General features: G+C 43.9%; 16 protein-coding genes and 1 rRNA gene (1 of these 17 cut by a window edge). 16 read left to right on the forward strand and 1 reads right to left on the reverse strand.

Annotated elements, in window-relative coordinates; all coding sequences use genetic code 11:
* Window positions 1-38 precede the first annotated feature (38 nt).
* From EYS13_RS02935 to EYS13_RS02995, 13 genes are all read left to right on the forward strand, one after another.
* Window positions 39-395 carry a hypothetical protein gene (locus EYS13_RS02935; RefSeq protein WP_227765774.1) on the forward strand — a complete coding sequence of 119 codons (357 nt, stop codon included), beginning with the start codon at window positions 39-41 and terminating at the stop codon, window positions 393-395.
* Window position 396: 1 nt separating this feature from the next.
* The gene (locus EYS13_RS02940; protein WP_227765776.1) at window positions 397-849 is read left to right on the forward strand and encodes an ATP-binding protein; all 453 of its coding nucleotides are present in this window, start codon (window positions 397-399) and stop codon (window positions 847-849) included.
* Between the two features lie 2 nt (window positions 850-851).
* Window positions 852-2,183, forward strand: coding sequence for a [Fe-Fe] hydrogenase large subunit C-terminal domain-containing protein (locus EYS13_RS02945; protein WP_227765778.1), 1,332 nt, complete (start codon window positions 852-854; stop codon window positions 2,181-2,183).
* A gap of 11 nt (window positions 2,184-2,194) precedes the next feature.
* Window positions 2,195-2,533 carry a DRTGG domain-containing protein gene (locus EYS13_RS02950; RefSeq protein ID WP_227765780.1) on the forward strand — a complete coding sequence of 113 codons (339 nt, stop codon included), beginning with the start codon at window positions 2,195-2,197 and terminating at the stop codon, window positions 2,531-2,533.
* 5 nt (window positions 2,534-2,538) lie between these two features.
* Window positions 2,539-3,249 carry a PHP domain-containing protein gene (locus tag EYS13_RS02955; protein WP_227765782.1) on the forward strand — a complete coding sequence of 237 codons (711 nt, stop codon included), beginning with the start codon at window positions 2,539-2,541 and terminating at the stop codon, window positions 3,247-3,249.
* Window positions 3,250-3,323: 74 nt separating this feature from the next.
* Window positions 3,324-3,806 (forward strand): NADH-quinone oxidoreductase subunit NuoE family protein, encoded by a 483-nt coding sequence (locus tag EYS13_RS02960; protein WP_227765784.1) that lies wholly within the window; start codon window positions 3,324-3,326, stop codon window positions 3,804-3,806.
* A 20-nt stretch (window positions 3,807-3,826) separates the two neighbouring features.
* Window positions 3,827-4,381, forward strand: a complete 555-nt coding sequence (locus tag EYS13_RS02965) for an ATP-binding protein (RefSeq protein ID WP_227765786.1) — start codon at window positions 3,827-3,829, stop codon at window positions 4,379-4,381.
* Complete coding sequence (locus EYS13_RS02970; protein WP_227765787.1) at window positions 4,378-4,743, forward strand: (2Fe-2S) ferredoxin domain-containing protein; 366 nt, start codon at window positions 4,378-4,380, stop codon at window positions 4,741-4,743. Before EYS13_RS02965 ends, EYS13_RS02970 begins: the two co-directional genes overlap by 4 nt.
* A gap of 39 nt (window positions 4,744-4,782) precedes the next feature.
* Complete coding sequence (gene nuoF, locus EYS13_RS02975) at window positions 4,783-7,809, forward strand: NADH-quinone oxidoreductase subunit NuoF (RefSeq protein WP_227765789.1); 3,027 nt, start codon at window positions 4,783-4,785, stop codon at window positions 7,807-7,809.
* Between the two features lie 33 nt (window positions 7,810-7,842).
* Window positions 7,843-9,567, forward strand: a complete 1,725-nt coding sequence (locus EYS13_RS02980) for an NADH-dependent [FeFe] hydrogenase, group A6 (RefSeq protein WP_227765792.1) — start codon at window positions 7,843-7,845, stop codon at window positions 9,565-9,567.
* A gap of 312 nt (window positions 9,568-9,879) precedes the next feature.
* Complete coding sequence (locus EYS13_RS02985; RefSeq protein ID WP_227765793.1) at window positions 9,880-10,041, forward strand: hypothetical protein; 162 nt, start codon at window positions 9,880-9,882, stop codon at window positions 10,039-10,041.
* A 178-nt stretch (window positions 10,042-10,219) separates the two neighbouring features.
* Window positions 10,220-12,757: a U32 family peptidase gene (locus tag EYS13_RS02990; RefSeq protein WP_227765796.1), complete on the forward strand. Its 2,538-nt coding sequence runs from the start codon at window positions 10,220-10,222 to the stop codon at window positions 12,755-12,757.
* A gap of 38 nt (window positions 12,758-12,795) precedes the next feature.
* Window positions 12,796-15,156 (forward strand): endonuclease MutS2, encoded by a 2,361-nt coding sequence (locus EYS13_RS02995; RefSeq protein ID WP_227765797.1) that lies wholly within the window; start codon window positions 12,796-12,798, stop codon window positions 15,154-15,156.
* 49 nt (window positions 15,157-15,205) lie between these two features.
* Here EYS13_RS02995 and EYS13_RS03000 read toward each other — a convergent pair whose 3' ends face one another.
* Complete coding sequence (locus EYS13_RS03000; RefSeq protein ID WP_227765799.1) at window positions 15,206-17,830, reverse strand: transglycosylase domain-containing protein; 2,625 nt, start codon at window positions 17,828-17,830, stop codon at window positions 15,206-15,208.
* A 347-nt stretch (window positions 17,831-18,177) separates the two neighbouring features.
* Here EYS13_RS03000 and tyrS point away from each other — a divergent pair, with 347 nt between their 5' ends.
* From tyrS to EYS13_RS03015, 3 genes are all read left to right on the forward strand, one after another.
* A complete protein-coding gene (tyrS, locus tag EYS13_RS03005; RefSeq protein ID WP_227765802.1) occupies window positions 18,178-19,410 on the forward strand; it encodes a tyrosine--tRNA ligase in 1,233 nt (410 codons plus the stop codon).
* A 191-nt stretch (window positions 19,411-19,601) separates the two neighbouring features.
* Window positions 19,602-20,270 (forward strand): sporulation protein YunB, encoded by a 669-nt coding sequence (gene yunB / locus EYS13_RS03010; protein ID WP_227765804.1) that lies wholly within the window; start codon window positions 19,602-19,604, stop codon window positions 20,268-20,270.
* Window positions 20,271-21,001: 731 nt separating this feature from the next.
* A 16S ribosomal RNA gene (locus tag EYS13_RS03015) occupies window positions 21,002-21,219 on the forward strand; it runs 1,345 nt beyond the window's last position.

Here is a 21,219-nt window from a genome sequence, read left to right on the forward strand (position 1 = left end):
GTGAAAGTGAAAACAGGAACTACTAGAGGTGCCAACCTATGTTGCTTCGGGAAATTGCGGAAATCTTACAAGCTCAACCTTTAAATTGTCTTTCAGAACTTGATATTGAGATCGAGGCAGGGTTTGGAGCAGATTTGTTAAGCGATGTGTTGATGTTCGCCAAAGAGAATTTTGTTTTATTAACCGGGTTGACTAACCGGCAAGTTATTACTACAGCCGACATGGTAGATGCAAGAGCTGTGATTTTTGTGCGGGGCAAAGTTCCGCCTCCCGATGTGATTGCGGAGGCTTATGTGAAAAGACTGCCCCTCTTAACTACAAAATACACTTTGTATGAGGCTTGCGGCAGGCTATGGTCAGCTGGCTTAGCCGGCATGGACAGTACCAGGAGTTAAAATGAAACAGTCCGAGAATGTCTTGGTGCTAAATTTCACAGTGCAAAGTATGGATTTCAAGGCGGCTGGGCAGGGCGCCTCGAAGATTAAGCAGGTGCTGCAGCAAATAGGTGTGGATAATGCTGTAATTCGCCGGATTGCCATCATAACTTACGAAGCCGAATTAAACATCATTATTCATGCTTACAAAGGGGAAATTAGAGCAATCATTGCCCCTGAGTTTATAGAAATTGTAGCAGAGGATTCGGGGCCTGGAATTAGTGATATTGAGCAAGCTATGCGCGAAGGTTTTTCTACGGCTCCATCAGTGGTGCGAGAAATGGGCTTTGGGGCAGGCATGGGTTTGCCGAACATCAAGCGCAGTGCAGATGAATTGGAGATTACCTCTGAGGTAGGAGTAGGCACTAAGTTAAGTGCTAGAGTTTACTACCCTTGCGGCCAAGGGAGTGTTTAGCTTTGCGCCAATACTTTCATTCAGTCAGGCTTGATAAGGATAAATGCAAAGGCTGTACCAACTGCATCAAACGTTGTCCAACGGAAGCCATCAGAGTAAGAGACGGCAAAGCGCAGATTATTGAGGAACGCTGCATAGACTGCGGGGAATGCATTCGTATTTGTCCCAATAATGCTAAATTTGCGGAAGTTGACCATTTGACTGTTATAAACAACTATAAATACACTGTCGCTTTGCCTGCTCCTGCTTTGTACGGGCAATTTAAAGAAGAAACGCCGGGACAAATCGATCAGGCTTTGTTGGCGCTAGGTTTTGATGCGGTTGTAGAGGTGCCTTTTGCCGCTGAATTGGTTACTGCTGCTATAGCCGAATTTTTAAAGGGCAAGGATTTTAGGAAACCGCTTATTTCTTCAGCTTGTCCCGCAGTAGTAGGGTTGATTCAGGTTCGTTTTCCCTTGCTTACAGAACAGATTATTCCTATTGAAACCCCAATGGCTATAGCAGCCAAATTGGCAAAAAGGCAGGCGCAGGAGCAATTTGGTTTAAAGCCGGAGGAGGTAGGGACTTTCTTCATTACTCCATGCCCGGCCAAAGCAACGGTGGTCAGACAGCCCCAAAGCAATAATCCTTATAAGGTAGACGGAGCTATAGCAATTAACGAAATCTATGGGGAATTGCAGCGAGCTATTAAACGGGTTAAAGAACAGGATGAGGCTGGAGGTATAAGGTTTTGTTATGACAAAGGCATTGGCTGGGGAAGAGCAGGAGGCGAAATTGCAGCTTTAGGCGGTTCAGGAATGCTTTCTGTCGACGGTATACGCAATGTTATTGATTTATTGGAAGAAGTGGAAAGAGGGGAATTAAATAACCTGCTGTATTTAGAGTGCCAAGCATGTGCCGGCGGATGTGTCGGAGGCCCCTTAGTAGTTAAAAATCCATTCGTGGCCAAGGCCCGCTTGGAACATATAATCAGAGAGGCAGGAAGTCAGACGAAAAGTGTTGATCAGGAGCATTTAAGGGAAAGTTACCATCAAGGTTTTTATAAACTTGTCAACTTGCCTGAAGCCAGAAGGTTAAGTCCCCTTGACGAGGATTTAACCAGAGCAATCCAGAAGATGGGTAGTTTGGAGCAGATAGTTGAAACATTACCTGGTTTAGACTGCGGTTCTTGCGGGTCACCTACCTGCCGCGCTCTGGCGGAGGATATTGTTAGAGGGCTGGCCTATGAAACAGACTGTACCTTTGTTTTGCGGGAAAAAGTTCAAGCTGTTGCGGAAGAAGTTTTGGAACTGGCCAAAAAAGTGCCGCCAGTGATGGGCAAAAATACAAAATAGGGGGAAAAATAATGCTCTTAAAAGAGATTATAAGTAGGTTAAAACTGGAAGGGCAGTATACCCCCGAACAGTTGAATCGAGAAATTTCTGCCGGGCATGTTTCAGATCTCTTAAGTGAAGTACTGGCTTGTGCCCCCAAGGAAGCCCTATGGATAACATTACAAAGTCACATCAACATTGTGGCGGTAGCACTGATGGCAGACCTAAGCGGTATTATTATTACGGGTGGCAGGAAGCCTGAGCAGGATGTTTTGGACCGGGCCAGGGAAGAAAGATTGCCGCTGTTTTGGACCGAGGAATTAAACTTTATGGTAGCTGGACAGCTCTTTCAGCTTCTCCAAGAAGGGTAAAAACTGTGAACCGTTGGTATCAGGCCGATTTGCACATCCATACCGCCTTATCTCCGTGTGCTGGGCGGGAAATGAGCCCTCCGGCCATAGTTGCAACTGCCATAAGTGCTGGGCTCGATTTGATTGCCATTACGGACCATAATTCGCTGGGCAATGTGCTTGCTGTGCAGCAAGCGGCAGAAGGTACCGGTTTAGCTGTGTTGACAGGAATTGAGGTACAGACAATTGAAGAAATACATTTGCTTTGTTTGTTTCCGGGCTATGAAGAGGCGGTAGCGGTGCAGAAGCTGGTAGATGCAACTTTACCGTCTTGTTTAAACAGACCTGAATATTTTGGCGAACAACTGTTGTTTGATTATAAAGGTAATATTATAGGCACCGAAACAAAATTGCTGTTAAACTCTTGCAATCTGACAATTAACCAATTAGTACGGGCTGTTCTTCAAGTTAAGGGTATTGCAATACCTGCTCATATTGATCGCAAAGCATATAGCATTCTGGAAGTACTAGGATTTATCCCACCAGGGCTTTTCCCAGCCATTGAAATTACACCTTATTCATTGCAAGAGAACAGAGCACAAGAGTTTTTGTCTTTGGGATACCCTATGATCATAAGTTCAGATGCCCACAGCTTAACTGAGATAGGGTTATGCAAGTCAAGGTTCTATTTGGCAGGCCCTAGTTTGCCCGCCTTAATAGAATATTTGTGCCAATAAGAAAGGAGGGGTTCTCGGGATTAAGCATTTTCTTTACAAAGGAGAGCAGAATTACTTGGTAAGGAGGGATTTTGGTGTCAAACTGCGTTTGTAAGGATGTGGCGGAACATGAGCAAGAACTGCAACAAATTATTAGCCGTTATCAAGGTCAACCATCTGCATTAATTGAGGTGTTGCATCAGGCCCAGGAACTGATAGGTTACCTGCCTCGCCAAGTACAGGAGAAAATAGCAGATGGTTTAGGTATTACGGTCAACGAAGTGTACAGCGTAATCTCTTTTTACAGCCATTTCAGTGTGAAGCCGAAGGGAGAATATAATGTTTGCGTATGTAAAGGTACCGCCTGTTATGTTAAAGGGGCTCCTGCTGTTTTGGAACGTCTGGAGAAAGAGCTTGGCATTAAGGCCGGCGATACCACTGACGATGGCAAGTTTTCGTTGAATGTTGTTCGCTGCTTGGGGGCCTGTGGTTTGGGTCCGGTAATGACGGTAAATAATTCTGCTCATGGCTTGTTAAAACCGGATAAAGCCGCAGAAGTCATTAAAAGCTACGCCTAAAAAAGTCAGGTGGATGGTTCATGGAGGAACTGGCTTTGCATCTTTTGGACTTAATGGAAAATTCCTTGGAAGCCGGAGCTACAGCCATTGAGATACTCATAGATGAAGATGAAGCCAATAATTTGTTAACGCTGGTAGTAGCCGATAACGGGAAGGGTATGGAACCTGACGTAGTTGCAAAGGTGACTAATCCTTTTGTCACCAGCAGGACAACCAGAAAGGTTGGGTTAGGGTTGAGCCTGTTAAAAGCAACTGCCGAATCCTGCGGTGGTGAACTGCAAATTGTATCCCAGGCAGGGAAGGGGACGAAGGTTACTGCTAAAATGATCTATAATCATTGGGACAGACCTCCCCTGGGCGACATTGCCAGTACCATAGCAGTTTTTTTGGCTTCAAGCGAAAACATAGCTCTAAGTTACTCTCATCTTGTGAACGAAAGAATTTTCACATTTGACAGCCGGGAATTTTCTAAAATTTTAGATGGCATTCCCCAGAAACATCCACAAGTAATTAACTGGTTAAGAAGCTATTTCGCGGAAAATCTCGACAATATCCGTAAGGGGGGAAGAGGATGAAATCCCTTGAAGATCTGGAAAAGTTGAAAAAAGAAGTATTGGAAAAAATGAAATTGCGGGAAACAGAAGACAAAATAAAGGTAGTAGTAGGAATGGGTACTTGCGGCATAGCCGCCGGTGCCAGGGAGGTTATGACCTCAATTTTGGAAGAACTGGGGAAAAGGAATTTGAACGATGTCTTAGTCAGCCAGACTGGGTGCATAGGTATGTGCGGTGAAGAACCTCTTGTAGACGTATTGATTCCTGGCAAGGAAAAAGTAACTTATGGCAAAGTAGATCCTCAAAAAGCCAAGCAGATTGTAGCCCAGCATGTTGTTAACGGGATTGTTATAACTGATTGGCTTGTAAACAAAATTGAATAAATCGTGGGCGGGTTGAGGAGACCCAAAGGAGGTAGGCTCATGGAATTTTATCGCTCCCACGTGCTGATTTGTGCCGGTACAGGTTGCACTGCATCTGGCAGCCATCCGACCAAAGAAGCATTGATCAAGGAGTTGGAAAAAAGGGGATTAGCTAAGGAAGTCAAGGTTTTAGATACGGGATGCTTTGGTTTCTGCAGTTTTGGCCCCAACATGGTGGTATATCCAGAAGGAACTTTTTATTGTCATGTCCATCCGGAAGATGTGGCGGAACTGGTTGAAGAGCATTTTATTAAAGGACGCGTTTTGAAGAGACTGTTATATCAACCGGAGAGTGCAGAGGAAAAAATCGTTGATTTTAAAGAAATACCTTTCTTCAAATATCAGGAAAGAATAGCTTTAAGAAACTGCGGTTTAATCGATCCTGAATCTATTGAAGAGTATATAGCCAGAGACGGTTACCAAGCCCTGGGCAAGGTTTTAAAAGAATATAAGCCTGTAGATGTGTTGGAAGAAATTAAGAAGTCAGGTTTAAGGGGTAGGGGCGGCGGTGGTTTCCCCACCGGAATGAAATGGGAGTTCGCTCACCGGGCTCCAGGAGATGTTAAGTACATCGTGTGCAACGCTGATGAAGGCGACCCGGGAGCTTTTATGGATCGGAGTATCCTGGAAGGCGATCCCCATAGCGTATTAGAGGGTATGGCAATAGCGGGGTACGCTATCGGAGCAGAAAAAGGTTATGTATATATAAGGGCAGAATATCCAATTGCTGTAAGCCGTCTGAAAAAAGCTATAGAACAGGCAACAGCTCTTGGTTTGCTGGGTAAAAAGATTTTTGGCTCAGATTTTAATTTTGAAATTGAAATTCGTTTAGGAGCGGGCGCTTTTGTCTGCGGAGAAGAGACTGCTCTGCTTGCTTCTATTGAAGGCAGAAGAGGGGAGCCCAGACCGCGTCCTCCTTTCCCGGCTATCTCGGGCCTGTGGGGTAAGCCTACAGTGATCAATAACGTAGAAACATTGGCTAATGTACCTACTATAATCCGTAACGGGTGGGAATGGTTTGCTTCCATTGGTACGGAAAAGAGCAAGGGAACAAAAGTATTTGCGTTGGCCGGTAAAATAAACAATAACGGTTTAATTGAGGTTCCCATGGGAACTAAGCTGGGGGATGTCATTTTCGATATAGGCGGTGGGATCCCGAAGGGCAAGAAATTCAAGGCTGCCCAAACTGGAGGCCCTTCCGGCGGCTGTATTCCTGTTGAGCACCTCAATGTGCCTATCGATTATGATTCGCTTACTGCTCTGGGTACAATCATGGGTTCCGGCGGCCTGATTGTAATGGATGAGGACACCTGTATGGTGGATTTGGCCAAGTTCTTCCTGGACTTTGTGAAGGATGAATCCTGCGGCAAATGTACACCATGCCGGATCGGTACCACCAGAATGCTGGAAATTTTAGACCGGATTACCAAGGGCCAAGGTCAAGAAGGCGACGTAGAATTATTGATTGAACTGGGGCAGCAGATTAAGGATTCAGCCCTTTGTGGTCTGGGGCAAACAGCGCCGAACCCGGTTTTAAGTACTATCCGCTATTTCCGGGAGGAATACGATGCGCATATCCGGGATAAACGCTGTCCGGCTTCAGTTTGTGCTACCATGTTTAATTCTCCCTGTCAAAATGCGTGTCCGGCAGGAGTGGATGTCCCCATCTATATTGATCAAATCAGGCAAGGGCGTTTGGAGGAAGCGTATCAAACTATTGTCCAAGCGAATCCCTTCCCGGTTGTGTGCGGCAGGGTATGCAACCATCCTTGTGAAGGAAAATGCAACCGGGCTAAAATCGATGAGCCGCTGGCTATACGCGAGCTGAAGCGCTTTGCTGCTGACTACGGTATAGAGCATAGCCAAGCCAGCGCTATTGAGCCAACCAAAGAAGATAAAATAGCCATTATTGGTTCTGGCCCCGCAGGCTTAAGCGCAGCTAATTATCTGGCCAAAATGGGTTACAAGGTAACGGTTTTTGAAGCTTTGCCTGTGGCCGGTGGAATGATGGCAGTTGGTATTCCCGAATATAGGCTTCCTAAGGCAACTTTAGAAAAAGAAATTGAGAATATCCTCAAATTAGGCGTGGAATTAAAATTAAATACCACAATTGGTAAAGACATTACAATGCAGGAGTTGCTTGAGCAAGGTTACAAAGCCATTTTTGTAGCGGTCGGTGCCCACAAGGATCAAGACTTAGGTATACCTGGAGCTGATTTGCCGGGAGTTGTACCTGGTGCTACTTTTCTCCGCCAGCTGAATCTAGGAGAAAAATTAGAGGTCAAAGGTAAGAAAGTTGCGGTTATCGGAGGCGGCAATGTAGCTATCGATGCTGCCCGCAGTGCTTTGCGTTTAGGTGCCTCTGAAGTCTTTATTCTTTACCGTCGGGCACGGCAGGATATGCCTGCACTTCCAGAGGAGATACACGAAGCTGAAATTGAAGGAATTAAGATTTATCCTCAAGTAGGACCGGTGGAAATTTTAGGTGAAGGCAAAGTCTCTGCCTTGAAATGCATCAAGATGCAATTAGGTGATTTTGATGCCAGTGGTAGAAGGAAAGCGACACCGATCCCTGGTTCTGAGTATACTATGGAGGTTGATCTGGTTATACCTGCCATCGGCCAAACCACTGACTTAACGTTCATGACTCAACTGGATAATTTAGGCTTAACCAAGCAGGGGACAGTAGTAGTGGATCAGAAATCTCTGGCTACAAATGTGCCAGGCATTTATGCCGGTGGTGACTGTGTCTTAGGACCAAGTACGGTTATTGAAGCTATTGCAGCGGGCAAACAAGCTGCCAAAGCCATTGACCGCTATCTCGGGGGCACTGGAGAACTTAACGAACCAAAATATGAGCGTAAAGTTAACGGACCAATTATAGAACACGAGGAACCCAGAGTAAAAGCAAACTGCTTGTCACCGGAACAGCGCTTGGGAAATTTTGCAGAAGTGGAATTGGGTTATACCAGGGAAGCAGCTATTGCTGAAGCCAGTCGCTGCCTGCGTTGCGATGTTAGGGAGTAACAAAGGATATGAAAAGCAAAGGGGGGCTGAAATATGGCTCTAGTAACCTTAACAATTGATAACCGTAAGGTTGAAATAGAACAAGGAGCAACTATTCTTGAAGCGGCAAAAAAAGCGGGAATCAACATTCCAACACTTTGCTATATGGAAGAAATTAATGAGATTGGCGCTTGCCGGGTATGCGTAGTCGAGGTACAAGGGGCAAGAACGTTGCAGGCTTCCTGTGTAACGCCGGTAGCCGACGGAATGGTTGTTTCAACTTCTTCCAAAAGGGTGCGGGCTGCCCGGAAAGCAAACGTTGAACTACTGCTTTCAAACCATCCGCAGGACTGTTTAACATGTAAACGGAACCAAAATTGTGAATTGCAAAAGCTGGCCCATGATTTAGGGATAAGGGAGATACGATATAAAGGCGCAATGACGGAATTTGCTGTTGATGATTCTACACCTGCTTTGGTCAGGGATCCGCAGAAATGTGTGCTTTGCCGCCGATGTGTGGCAGTTTGTGAGAAAGTGCAAAGTGTAAAAGCCATCATGCCGTTGAACAGGGGATTTAATACGGTAATAGCGCCTGCATTTCAGGACAAGTTAATCGATGTGGCATGTGTAGAATGCGGTCAGTGTACTTTGGTCTGTCCAACGGGAGCGTTAGTGGAAAAAGATTATACCCAGGAAGTATGGAATGCTTTGGCAGACCCCGGGAAGCATGTGATTGTCCAAACTGCCCCGGCCACCAGGGTTGCCATTGGAGAGTATTTTGGTCAAGAGCCGGGCACGGTCAGCACAGGGCAAATGGTTGCTGCATTAAGGCAATTGGGGTTTGATAAAGTCTTTGACACAGACTTTACCGCCGATTTGACTATCATGGAAGAAGGGCATGAGCTGATTCAAAGGCTTACTCAGGGTGGAACATTGCCCATGATAACTTCCTGCAGTCCTGGCTGGATTAAATTCATCGAACACTTTTATCCGGAATTGCTGCCTCATCTATCTACCTGCAAGTCGCCGCAGCAAATGTTCGGCGCTTTAGCAAAAACTTACTATGCAGAGAAAGTAGGAATACCGGCAGAAAATATTGTTGTAGTTTCTATCATGCCATGTACGGCTAAAAAATTCGAATGCCAGCGGTCGGAAATGACTGATAGTGGTTACCAGGATGTAGATTATGTTCTGACTACCAGGGAATTGGCAGCTATGATTAAAGAGGCAGGAATTGATTTTAATCTTCTGCCGGAAGAAGAATACGACGATCCTCTAGGCATTTCCACCGGGGCAGGCGTGATTTTTGGAGCCACGGGAGGTGTCATGGAAGCAGCTCTGCGTACAGCTTATGAAGTAGTTACCGAGAAAGAGCTGCCCAGTCTTGACTTCAAAGAATTGCGGGGCTTGGAGGGAGTTAAAGAAGCTGAGGTTGATCTTGAGGGGACCAAAATCAAGGTTGCTATCACAAACGGACTTAGTAACGCCAGAAAAATACTTGAGAAAATCAAAGCCGGTGAAGCGGATTACCAGTTCATCGAAGTAATGTGCTGTCCCGGCGGATGTATCGGCGGTGGCGGGCAACCTATTCCAACTGATACTGAAGTGAGGCTTAAGCGGATAGCTGGTATTTATCAGGCGGATGTGGATATGCCTTTAAGAAAATCCCATGAAAACCCTGGCGTTCTGCAGCTCTATAAAGAGTTTTTGGAGAAACCCCTGGGCGAGAAATCCCATCACCTGTTGCATACCCACTATACTCCGCGAACTAAATATTAACTCCCCAAAAGGCAGGTTCAGTACCTGCCTTTTTTAGCTATTCAGAAAGTATAAATTTCACGGCGCATAAGGGCAACTTGGCTTACGCCAGTCCTAAAGGATTGGAATTTCTACGCATAGTGCAAACACAACGCTAGAAATTCTGGCACTCTCAAGGCTTGGTGCAAGCCAAGTTTTCTTTAATTCACATTATTTTCCCCTTGTGCAATAAATAACTTGTGAAATGATAATAATATTATGGCAGATTAGAAAAAATTCAAATAAAATAGAATTAAGAAAATATTCAAGAAATTCAGAGAGGAGGGTGTGTGCATGGAGAAAAAGAATGGTATAACCACTGATTATTTGGCAAGTCTGCATGCCGATTACGCACAAACGGAGCAGTTATATAATTGTTTAATCTCCAACTGGGATTGGTTTACTTCTAATAGCTATCGTCCGGAGATGCTGTTAGGCCGGATAGATCAAAACTAACAGTCTAAGGTTCTGTAAAGCCGCTCTTGTGAGCGGCTTTTTAGTATTTTAGTATATGTACGTTTTGTTCACCTGTTGGCAGGAGATAGTATGCTTAAACAGAATTAAAGAAAAGCGGGTTAGAAAGCAAAGTATCAACCTATACTAGAAAAAAAGCAGGTAAACGGAGGTAGCAGTTTTGGTTCGATCAGATATAGAGCTGCTTGCACCTGCAGGCAGTTGGGAAGCATTAGTGGCGGCAGTACAAAACGGGGCCGATGCAGTTTATTTAGCCGGGAAGGCTTTTGGCGCAAGGTATTATGCCGCCAATTTCGATAAGGAAGAACTGCAAGCAGCAGTAAAATATGCTCACACCAGAGGGGTTAAAATTTACGTAACAGTCAATACTTTGATTGCTGACAGCGAGTTGGAGGATGCCGGACATTACATAAATTTCCTGTATGAAATCGGTGTGGATGCGATTATTGTGCAGGATTTGGGTATTGTGAAGCTGGTTCAAGATTTATTCCCGAATTTGGAGATGCATGCCAGCACCCAAATGACCATTCACAATGCCGCGGGTGCCCAATTCTTGAAAAGCCAGGGAATATCAAGGGTTGTCCTGGCGAGGGAAGTTAGTCTGGAAGACATACGTTCTATCAGGCAAAAAACAGCCGTGGAATTGGAGGTTTTTATTCACGGCGCACTGTGTATCTCTTATTCGGGACAATGTTTAATGAGCAGCATGATTGGCGGGAGAAGCGGAAACAGGGGAAAATGTGCTCAGCCGTGCCGGATGAAATACCGCCTGGTTGATGCTCAAGGAAAAGAAATACCCTACGGCAATTTTGGTGAGCATTTGCTCAGTCCGAGGGATCTAAACACTATAGCCTACCTTCCCGAGATCCTGACTTCCGGAGTTGCCTCGTTAAAATTGGAAGGGAGGATGAAAAGACCTGAATATGTAGCCACCGTTATCCGAGTTTACCGGCAGGCAATTGACCGTTACTTGGCAAATCCTGCTGAATATGAAGTTAAACCTCGAGAAATGAGAGACCTGGCTCAAATTTTTAATCGTGATTTTACGCCTGGCTACTTTTTGGGTAACCAAGGGGCAGATCTGATGAGTTACAAAAGGCCCAATAACCGTGGTTTGTTCCTTGGCAGGATCAATAAAGTAAGTCCTGATGGCAAGTTGGTGACACTTAGATTAGCTGAAAACCTGGCAGTAAATGATGGCATTGAAATCTGGGTTTCCAAAGGAGGCAGACAAGGTTCAACTATAACAAAGCTATGGGTGCACGGGCAGCCTGTCCATGAGGCTGAAGCAGGGCAAGAAGTTACTATTGAGATTCCTGGAAGAGCCAGGGCAGGGGATAGGATCTTTAAGACTCATGACGCCAGGCTTATTGCCCGGGCCCAGGAATCATATAAAAACGTTAATGCTGAACCAAAAATACCTTTGAAAATGACGGTAAGAGTTACGCAGGGGCAACCCTTGAGCTTAATTGCCGAAGACGAGCGGGGAAATGTGGTTAGGGTTAAGACTTCTTTTATAGCTGAAAAAGCGATAAAGCGCCCATTGACAGCCGAGGTTGTCAAGGAGCAGTTAAGCAGGCTGGGAAATACTCCGTTTAACATAGGTGAATTTGATTGCCAAATCGAGGGTGAGGTTATGGTTCCCTTGAGCGAACTTAATAATGTACGCCGGGATGCCGTTGCATGCCTTGAAGAATTAAGGCAATCGCTTTTTGGGAGAAAGCCGGTCGATGCATGGGTTATAAGCCAGTACCTGGAACGCAATACAGAGAGAAGGCAAATACGGAAAAAAGAGCTTAGTTTAGCAGTTGCTGTGGGCGAAATTAAATCGGGTCTTGCTGCAGTTGAAGCAGGAGCTCAAAGGTTATATTTATATACTGCCCCTTTTCGCAGCCAGCGGAACCAGACAGGGACAATTCACGCTTTGCTTAAGTCTGCTGCAGAAAACCGTTGTGAACTGGTAATTGCTTTACCTAGAATTTGGCACCAGCGTGAAGCTGAGAGGATGGAAAAACTGATTAAACAATACGAAGTGCTGGGTATCCAAGGCTACTTGGTGGGCAATATCGGCACATTGCAGTTACTCAGGGATCTAGGTGTGACTAAGCAAATATACGCAGATTACCCGCTAAACGTATTTAACAGTTTAGCAATTAAACTATTGGAAGGACAGGAAGGAATAACTTCAATCACCTTATCCCCGGAGTTAACCTTTGAACAAATAGCTAGTTTGGTTTTAAGCCAAGAAACACAATTGGAATGTATTGTTCATGGCTCGCTGCCCTTAATGCTTTCTGAATATTGCGCCGTAGGGGCTTTGCTTGGAGGAAGAACTGCTGAGAAAGCCTGTTCCAAACCATGTTTACAGGGCAAATACGGACTGAAAGATAGGTTAAACTTAATATTTCCTTTGGAAATGGATGAGAATTGTCGCATGCATGTTTATAATTCCAAAGAACTTTGCCTCATAGAGGAGCTGGAACATTTCCACAAGACGGGAATAACTAGCTTAAGGATTGAAGCACGTAAGAACAGTCACGAAGAAATAAAATTTATTACCGGTATATACCGCCAAGCATTGACAGGCTTTGCGTCAGGGGCTTTGGAAAAAGATGATTTGACTAGGTTGAAGGAAAAATTAGAACAAAAAAACTCCGCCGGATTTACCAAAGGACATTACTTTCGTGGTGTGTTATAATTTAGAAGAGCTATTACTATAGACATGTGGTGGAGAAAATGCAAAGATCATATGTAAAGTTGGAATTACCTAAAATTCTTGAAATGCTATCAAGGTTTTGTACAACTCCTTTAAGCAGGGAACTGGTGGATGGTTTAACTCCGCAAACTGAGCTGGCAATATTACAAAACTGGCAAGCGGAAACGACCGAGGCCAGGGAGATTTTGCGGTTTTTTCCTACCATCCCCTTAGGAGGTATCAGGGATGTCAGACAGGCGTTGCACAGAGCGGAACTAGGTGCTATACTTGAACCTTCTGATTTGTTGGCTATTTGCGATACAGTAAAAGCTGGACGGCGCTTGCGCCGTTTTTGTCTTGAAATGAAACGTCCTTTTCCCATTGTGCAAGCTCTTGCCAATCAGATAGGTGTCTTTTCTGAATTGGAGACAATGATTGAAGCGGCAATAGATGATGAAGCAAATGTACGCGATGACGCTTCGCCTGAGCTCTTCCGTCTGAGACGGAAAATCGCTGCTACTCATGAAAAGATTAAAGCTAAATTAGAAGCTGTGTTACGATCGCAAGAAACCCAAAAATACCTCCAGGATAATTTAATAACTATTAGAGGTGACAGGTATGTAATTCCTGTAAAGCAGGAATATAGGTCGCAGATTCCAGGTTTAGTACATGACCAGTCTGCCAGTGGTGCTACCCTGTTTATTGAACCGCTGGCTGTTGTAGAACTGAACAATGAATTGCGTACAGTTATCTCGGCTGAAAAAAATGAGATAGAACGGATTTTACAAAACTTATCAAAAAACGTCCAGGTGTACGCCAAGGAGATCACGGAGACTCTACAAAAGCTGGCTTACTTAGACTTTGTCTTTGCTAAAGGCCGCCTCAGCGAAAAAATGGATGCCAGTGAACCAGAGTTGAATACTGAAGGTAAAATCAAATTAATTAGAGCCCGCCATCCGTTGATTCAAGGGGAGGTAGTACCGACCAGTTTAGAACTAGGGTATGAATTTAACACACTTGTTATAACTGGACCAAATACAGGCGGGAAAACAGTAACATTAAAAACTGTTGGCCTGTTTTCATTAATGGCGCAAGTTGGGCTGCACATTCCGGCTGAACCAGGCTCTGTCACAGCAATTTTCCAGAAAATATTTGCTGATATTGGCGATGAGCAAAGCATTGAACAGTCCTTAAGCACTTTTTCTTCCCACTTAAAAAATATTATTGAGATCGTCAAGCAGGTTAATTCATCTTCTCTAGTGCTGTTAGATGAATTGGGTGCCGGTACGGACCCAACTGAAGGTTCGGCTTTGGCCATGGCTATTTTGGAGTTTTTGCACAAGAACGGTGCCAAGACCATAGCCACGACCCATTACAGTGAACTTAAGGCATTTGCTTATTCTACCCCCGGTATTAAAAACGCCAGTGTGGAATTTGACGCGGAAACGCTGCGCCCAACATACAAACTGATAATTGGTTTGCCGGGACGCAGCAATGCAATGGAGATTGCACTGCGTTTGGGACTGCCGGCTGATTTGGTAAGACGGGCCAGGTCTTTTATCTCCAAGGAAGAGTTGCAAGTAGCCGATATGATTCAAGACTTGGAAGAAAACAGGCGGGCGAGTCACGCGGAACGGGAAGAAATAGAACGGTTGAAACAAGAGATTGTTTTATTGAAGCAAGCTTTAGAGGAAGAAAGACAAGAATTAAAAATTAAAGAAGCTAAAATACTGGAGAAAGCATACCTGGAGGCTGAAGAGATAATAGCTAAATCCAGGCATCAGGCTGAAGAGATAATTAAGAGTTTACGCACCGAGTTGACTGCTGAAGCAAGGCGCGCCCAAGAACAAATTGCCCAGGCAGCAAAGCAGCAATTAAAAAATGCTGCTGAGGAGTTGGGGCAAAAAGTAAAAAAATTAAATGTTACACCGGGAAAACCTCCGGAGTATTTGCAGCCTGGCGATCAAGTATTTATAACCACTCTGCAGCAAAAAGGTGTTGTTTTGACACCGCTTAATGCACAAGGAGAGGTCCAAGTTCAGGCGGGTATATTGAAAATCAATGTTAGCTTAAAACATCTAAGAAAAATTGAGAAAGAAGCTACAGCCAGCGAAAAGTCTGGCGTCGTCCAACTGATGAAAGACAAAAGTTTGCAGATTTCCAATGAATTGGATCTGCGGGGGCTCTTAGTTGAAGAAGCTTTGGAGAAAGTGGATAAATACTTGGACGATGCTGTTTTAGCTAATTTGCCTAATGTCTACCTTATCCATGGTAAAGGAACTGGGGCCCTGCGCAGCGCAATAAAAGAACATCTCCTGCGTCACCCTCACGTTAAGAATTTTAGAATAGGTGATTACAGTGAAGGAGGTACCGGTGTTACAGTAGTGCAGCTAAAAGGTTAAAATAAACAGAGAGTAGAGGAGTACTCTACTCTCTGTTTGCAATTGCCATTTATTTCAATTTAACTTTAACCTCGTTGGAAGGGGTACTTAAATTGTTGTTTTTATTGATGGCAAAGACCCTATAGTAATAAGTTTCGCCTACCTCTACCTGTTGGTCGAGATAAGTTTGATTAGTAGTAATGGTCACGCTGTAACGTTTCGGATTTTTAGCTGTCCAACGTTCAACGCTAAAGATCAGATCCCCTCTGCTGTTATCAGCCTTCCAGTAAAGCCTTACCCCCATTCCTTCTTGTTCGCCATAAAGGAATGGCGCTTCCGGGGTTTTTTCGGCATTTTTCTCTTCAGGTTCAGAACCAGGGGTTACTCTTCCGCCTTTATTCCCTGTATTAATGTCTGTATTGCCTCCGGGGACACCTGTATCGCCCCAAGTAGGAACCTCCGGTATTGTACCATTGGGACCGTGAAGAGTGCATGTTTCTTTGGGCAGCTCCAGTTCGGCATCTTCTGGCAATACGCTCCCCGTATAAGGTATAGGCCTGCGCATGAACACTCCTGTGACAATATCCGGGCAATAAGGGTTGGGTAGCTGTCCTGTTTCTGCGCACACCTGTGCTTCAACCCAGATGTCCGAAACTGTTTTTGGAACATTTTGTTGTGCAAATACTTCTGTTACTACAAACATGGATGGCGTTAATTCGCTTGGTAAAAGCCCGGATTTTTTGTCAATTTGTACACGGGTAATTCCTTTAGGAACTGTAAAGGGTTTTACGGGTTCATCTTTTAAAGCTGCCTGCATTACTTGTTTCCAGATCTGAGCAGGGTATCTACCGCCGTACACTTGTGGTAAATAATGCTTGGCATCAGTAGTGTCAAACCCCATCCAAACCACACCTACTAATTCAGGTGTGTATCCTGCAAACCAAGCGTCTTGGTTGCCGGCTTTTCCCCTGAACTCCGGCTTATCCGGCAGCTGTGTCGTACCGGTTTTACCGGCAACTGGGCGGTTCATTTGGGCTCGTGTACCGGTACCGGCTTTAACTACCGTTTGCAGCATATCTGTTATTAAATATGCTGTTTGTTCACTCATCACTTCTGTCTTTTTAGGCTTAGCCTCGAAAAGCACGCTACCATCATGATCTTCTATCCTGGTAATAATGTGCGGTTCGACGCGCACACCCTGATTGGCAAATGCGCCATAGGCAGAAGCTAAATCCAAAGGAGAGACTCCATAAGTTAAACCACCTAAAGCCAAACTCAAGTTTTTATCTGTTTTTACTAGCGGCAGGCCTAGAGCTTTTGCAAACTCGTAACCTGTATTTACGCCGATAGTATCAAGCATTTTTACAGCAGGGATATTGACTGAATCTTTAACTGCATCTCGTAAATTGATTAAACCCCTGTACCTGCCATCGTAATTTTTGGGGCTGTATGGTTTTGTACTGCCGGGATATGTGACCGGTACATCATCCACAACTGTGGCAGGGGAAAAACCTTTTTCTAAAGCTGGAGCGTAAACAGCAATAGGTTTAATTGCTGAACCAGGTGGGCGTTTCATTTGTGTGGCTCTGTTAAGCCCCCTTTGAGTAGTATAATCCCGTCCGCCCATCAAACCAACGATTTCACCGGTGCGGTGATCTAATACTACCATTGCACTTTGGACCGGTACGCCATTCATATCTTTAGGAAAATTAGCCGGATTTGCATAAACTTCTTCGATTTTATCCTGAACCCTGGTATCCATGGTGGTATAGATCTTGTAACCACCCTTGTAAATTTCAACAGAGGAAATGCCCTTATCCTCTAGTACTCTTTCAGCTTCTTCTATGGCGTGGTCTACAAAAAAAGAATATTTTGCTTTGGTTATTTCTTGAGGTTTTTCAGCTAAATGTAATTCTTCAGCATTAGCTGCATCAGCCTCACTTTGGGAAATATAGCCATGTTCTACCATATTGGCTAGTACCCGTGCCCGTCTCCCTTTAGCCCGGTCCGGATATTTAAAAGGGTCGTAATAAGAGGGACGCTGAGTTAATCCCGCAATTAAAGCGCTTTCGGCCAAGGTGAGATCTTCCACATCTTTTCCGAAAAAAGTCTTAGCGGCTGCTTGCACACCATAAGCACCGCGGCCAAAGGGAATCAGGTTAAGATAATATTCAAAAATTTCTTCCTTGCGATAGGTCCTTTCCAATTGAATTGCTAAAATAGCTTCTTGAACTTTACGCTGCAGCATCTTCTTATTGCGATCTTTTTGATCGATAAAAGCATTTTTAGCCAGCTGGATGGTGATTGTGCTTCCCCCTTGGCTCCATCTTCCTGTTTTTAGGTTAACATAGGCAGCCCTGGCTATAGCACGAAAATCGATACCGTGATGAGACATAAAATTGGGGTCCTCGGTTGCGATAAAAGCATTTTTAAGATGTTCGGGAATTCTTTCAAATTCTACCGGAATACGGTTTTCTACACCGTGCCGTTGGGCTATTTGTTTTCCTTCTCGATCATAAAAAATGGTAGTCATGTCTCCGGTTATATCTCCCGGCTTCCAGTTTGGCAGGTTTTTGACGACAGCTACCATGAAGCCGGCAGATGCACCGGCGGCAATAATAAAAAGTACAAGCACAGTCAGCGCAATAAGCCGTGTCCAGTTTAACCTCCGTACGGTTTTTTTCTTTCCAGGCATTTTTTAGCCTCCTCTCCTAGATGCTAACTTATAGAAATAGAAAATGGGATTTTTGATGTACAAGATACCACCTAATTATAACATAAGGTCAAGGAGCGGGAAATGTTTAAAATACTTGATTTTCAATGCTTGGTTGTGGTAAAATTGTTAAGAATTTGGCAGTATCTTGCTTTTTAAACAATACTACTTCTCGCTCCATTAGAGGGGAGAAGTTATTTTTTTAGTAAATCAGAAAGATTATCGATTTTCTGATTTACATAAGTACAACTAGGGCTTCGCCGGCGCTTATAAGCTTGGCGCAAGCCAAGTTTTCTTTACATATACTATTGTGCGGAAGGTGGTTTATTTTGACAATCGAGCAAGAAATTAAACGTCAGCTTGATATTATTAGACGTGGAGCAGTGGAAATTGTTCCGGAAGATGAACTTGTTAAAAAAGTACAGAAATCTGTAATAGAACATAGACCTCTTAAAGTTAAGCTTGGCCTAGATCCCAACGCACCGGATATACATTTGGGACATACGGTTGTGTTGCAAAAGATGCGGCAATTTCAGGAACTGGGCCACGAAGTAATTATTATCATTGGCGATTTTACAGGCCGAATCGGGGATCCTACAGGAAAATCAGAAACCAGGAAACAGCTTACAGAAGAAGAAGTTCAAAGGAATGCACAAACATATAAAGAACAGATTTTTAAGATTTTAGACCCTGCTAAGACAAAGGTTGTTTTTAATAGTCAGTGGCTCGCTCCTTTAACCTTTGAGGATGTTATAAAACTGGCGGCTAATTACACGGTGGCACGCATGCTGGAGCGGGATGACTTTGCCAAGCGTTACCGTGAAAATCTCCCTATTAGTATCCATGAATTTTTCTATCCTTTGATGCAGGGGTACGATTCAGTTGCGTTAGAAGCCGATATAGAATTAGGTGGAACAGACCAAAAATTTAACTTGTTAATGGGAAGGACTTTGCAAAAGGAATATGGACAAGAACCGCAGGTAGCTTTGATGATGCCGATTTTAGAAGGGCTAGATGGCGTACAAAAAATGAGCAAGAGCTTAGGCAATTACATCGGCATTAATGAGAGCCCACAGGAAATGTACGGAAAAACCATGTCAATTGCAGACGAGCTGATGGTTCGTTATTTTGAACTTGTTACCAGCGTTTCCCTAGAAGAACTGCAAGAGATAAAAGAAGGTTTACAAACCGGCAAATTACATCCGAGAGATGTGAAAATGCGCTTAGCCAGGGAAATTGTTAGCATGTACCATGGCAAAGAAGCTGCCTTGGAAGCAGAAGAAAATTTCAAAAAGGTCTTTCAAAAACATGAGTTACCCGATGAGCTACCTGAAGTAGTGCTAAAAGAGCCTGAACTACTTCAAAAGATTTGGTTACCTAAATTACTGGTTGCTATCAATCTGGCCGGAAGTACCAGTGAAGCAAGACGCCTAATAACGCAAGGGGCTGTAAAAATCGATGAGCAAAAGGTAACTGACAGCTCGCAAGAGATTATACCTGAAAATGGGATGGTCATACAGGTAGGTAAAAGGAAATTTGCTAAATTAATCGTAAAACAATAACGTTCAATTATTGGATGACGGATTTCGATAGCGGGATCCGTCTTTGTTATATTTAAAAGTAGTATTGTAATAAAGAACGAAGCTTTGCAGAAATATAACAGGTTCATGGAACCTTTTAAAAAGGGCTACATATACTATCTATAAAACAAAAACAGAAGAGCAGAATATACGTTGGAAAAGAGGTGAAAGATTTGCGAAGGCGCATTTATTTTAAGCGCTTGCGATTTCCTTTTCTAGCTCTTTTTATTTTTTTCATTTCTTTTTTGTATCTTGTTGAAGAAAGCTTGACTGATACAATATATGCTTTCGCTGAAGCACAAGCCCGATGGACTGCAACTGAAGTTATCAATAAAGCAATTACTGAAAAAATTGTCCCGAGTATTTCTTATACTGATCTGATTAAGCCGGAAAGAAATACCGAGCAAGAGATAGTGTTTATGCAAGTTAATATGATCAAAGTGAACAAAATAACGGCTGAAGCAATTTTGGAAATTCAAAAATCCCTTGAAAAGCTGCAAAAAGTAAAATTCAAAGTGCCACTGGGGCAGGTATTTGGAATTAAAATTTTTGCCAACTCCGGCCCGGAATTTAACCTTACCCTTTTACCAGTTGGTACGATTGAAGCAAAAATTGCAGATGATTTCCAAGAAGCTGGAATAAATCAGACGCGGCATAGGGTATATCTGGTAGTTAAAAGTACAGTAAAGGTAATCATCCCCTTAGTAAGTAAGGCTGTATCTATAGAAACAAGAGTTCCCATAGCTGATGCGATAATTGTGGGCAGGGTGCCTAATACATACCTGAATATCGGTAGATCATTAAACGGCGATATTTTAAATAACGGTTTTCAGCAGCGATAGTAAAACCTTCTCTCGCTACCAAAATAAATTTAAAAGCCTATTATATAACCTGACTTCCGGCCCACGGGCATGGCGCAAGTCGGGTTTTTTGATGCAATTGCAATGCTCAAAAAATGGCGATAAGAATTAAAATGAAAAACTCCAGTTTAATTTTTTCCGTTGATTGCTTTGTATGCTTAGCAAGCGAAAAATGGTGATAAAAAGGAATTGACATCGATACAAAAGCGTGCTAAGTTGTAAATTCGCCGCTGTATGAAGAACATTTGGAAACAGCGGTAAAAGTAAAATACAGAGCCACTGGCTAGGAAAATAAAGTTAGCCGGTAATTGGCAATTGACAAATTTCGCAGAGGGTGCTAATATATGAATTCCCGGCGCGGGAGCGCAGGGGAGGAAGAAGGAAAGAGGATACTGCGGGAAATGCAGCGAGGGAAGAAAAAAGAAGTTGACAAAAAGCTTGTGACATGGTAAGATAAATTTTGTCGCGCGGGGGGCAAAAGCCCAAGCCGCAAGCTGGTCTTTGAAAACTGAACAGTGGAAGACGACATGCCCGATTCTTTTAGCCGTCAGCCAAGAGCTCATAGCTATCAGCTAGAGTGGGGCTGGCGAAGAAATGAATCGAAAGAGAAACTCGTGAAGAGAAGACAATCGAGCCGATTGAACAGACCAAGAAAAAAGGCAGCGGAAAGTTTTTAGCTGAAGGCTGAAAACTGGAAGCTGATAGCCTAGATATCTATGGAGAGTTTGATCCTGGCTCAGGACGAACGCTGGCGGCGTGCCTAACACATGCAAGTCGAACGGGCCTTTATGAATAGCTTGCTATAAGTAAAGGCTAGTGGCGGACGGGTGAGTAACGCGTGGGCAATCTACCCTATTGACCGGGATAACAGCGGGAAACCGGTGCTAATACCGGATAAGCTTGTCCCAAGGCATCTTGGGGCAAGGAAAAG

Source organism: Zhaonella formicivorans, from assembly GCF_004353525.1.
GTDB classification, from domain to species: domain Bacteria; phylum Bacillota; class DUOV01; order DUOV01; family Zhaonellaceae; genus Zhaonella; species Zhaonella formicivorans.

Coding starts and splice junctions, on each gene's coding strand:
- EYS13_RS02995 (WP_227765797.1), top strand. CDS start 12,796: ATGCAAAGATCATATGTAAAGTTGGAATTACCTAAAATTCTTGAAATG.
- EYS13_RS03000 (WP_227765799.1), bottom strand. CDS start 17,830: ATGCCTGGAAAGAAAAAAACCGTACGGAGGTTAAACTGGACACGGCTT.
- EYS13_RS02980 (WP_227765792.1), top strand. CDS start 7,843: ATGGCTCTAGTAACCTTAACAATTGATAACCGTAAGGTTGAAATAGAA.
- EYS13_RS02965 (WP_227765786.1), top strand. CDS start 3,827: ATGGAGGAACTGGCTTTGCATCTTTTGGACTTAATGGAAAATTCCTTG.
- EYS13_RS02985 (WP_227765793.1), top strand. CDS start 9,880: ATGGAGAAAAAGAATGGTATAACCACTGATTATTTGGCAAGTCTGCAT.
- EYS13_RS02950 (WP_227765780.1), top strand. CDS start 2,195: ATGCTCTTAAAAGAGATTATAAGTAGGTTAAAACTGGAAGGGCAGTAT.
- EYS13_RS02940 (WP_227765776.1), top strand. CDS start 397: ATGAAACAGTCCGAGAATGTCTTGGTGCTAAATTTCACAGTGCAAAGT.
- nuoF (WP_227765789.1), top strand. CDS start 4,783: ATGGAATTTTATCGCTCCCACGTGCTGATTTGTGCCGGTACAGGTTGC.
- EYS13_RS02935 (WP_227765774.1), top strand. CDS start 39: ATGTTGCTTCGGGAAATTGCGGAAATCTTACAAGCTCAACCTTTAAAT.
- EYS13_RS02970 (WP_227765787.1), top strand. CDS start 4,378: ATGAAATCCCTTGAAGATCTGGAAAAGTTGAAAAAAGAAGTATTGGAA.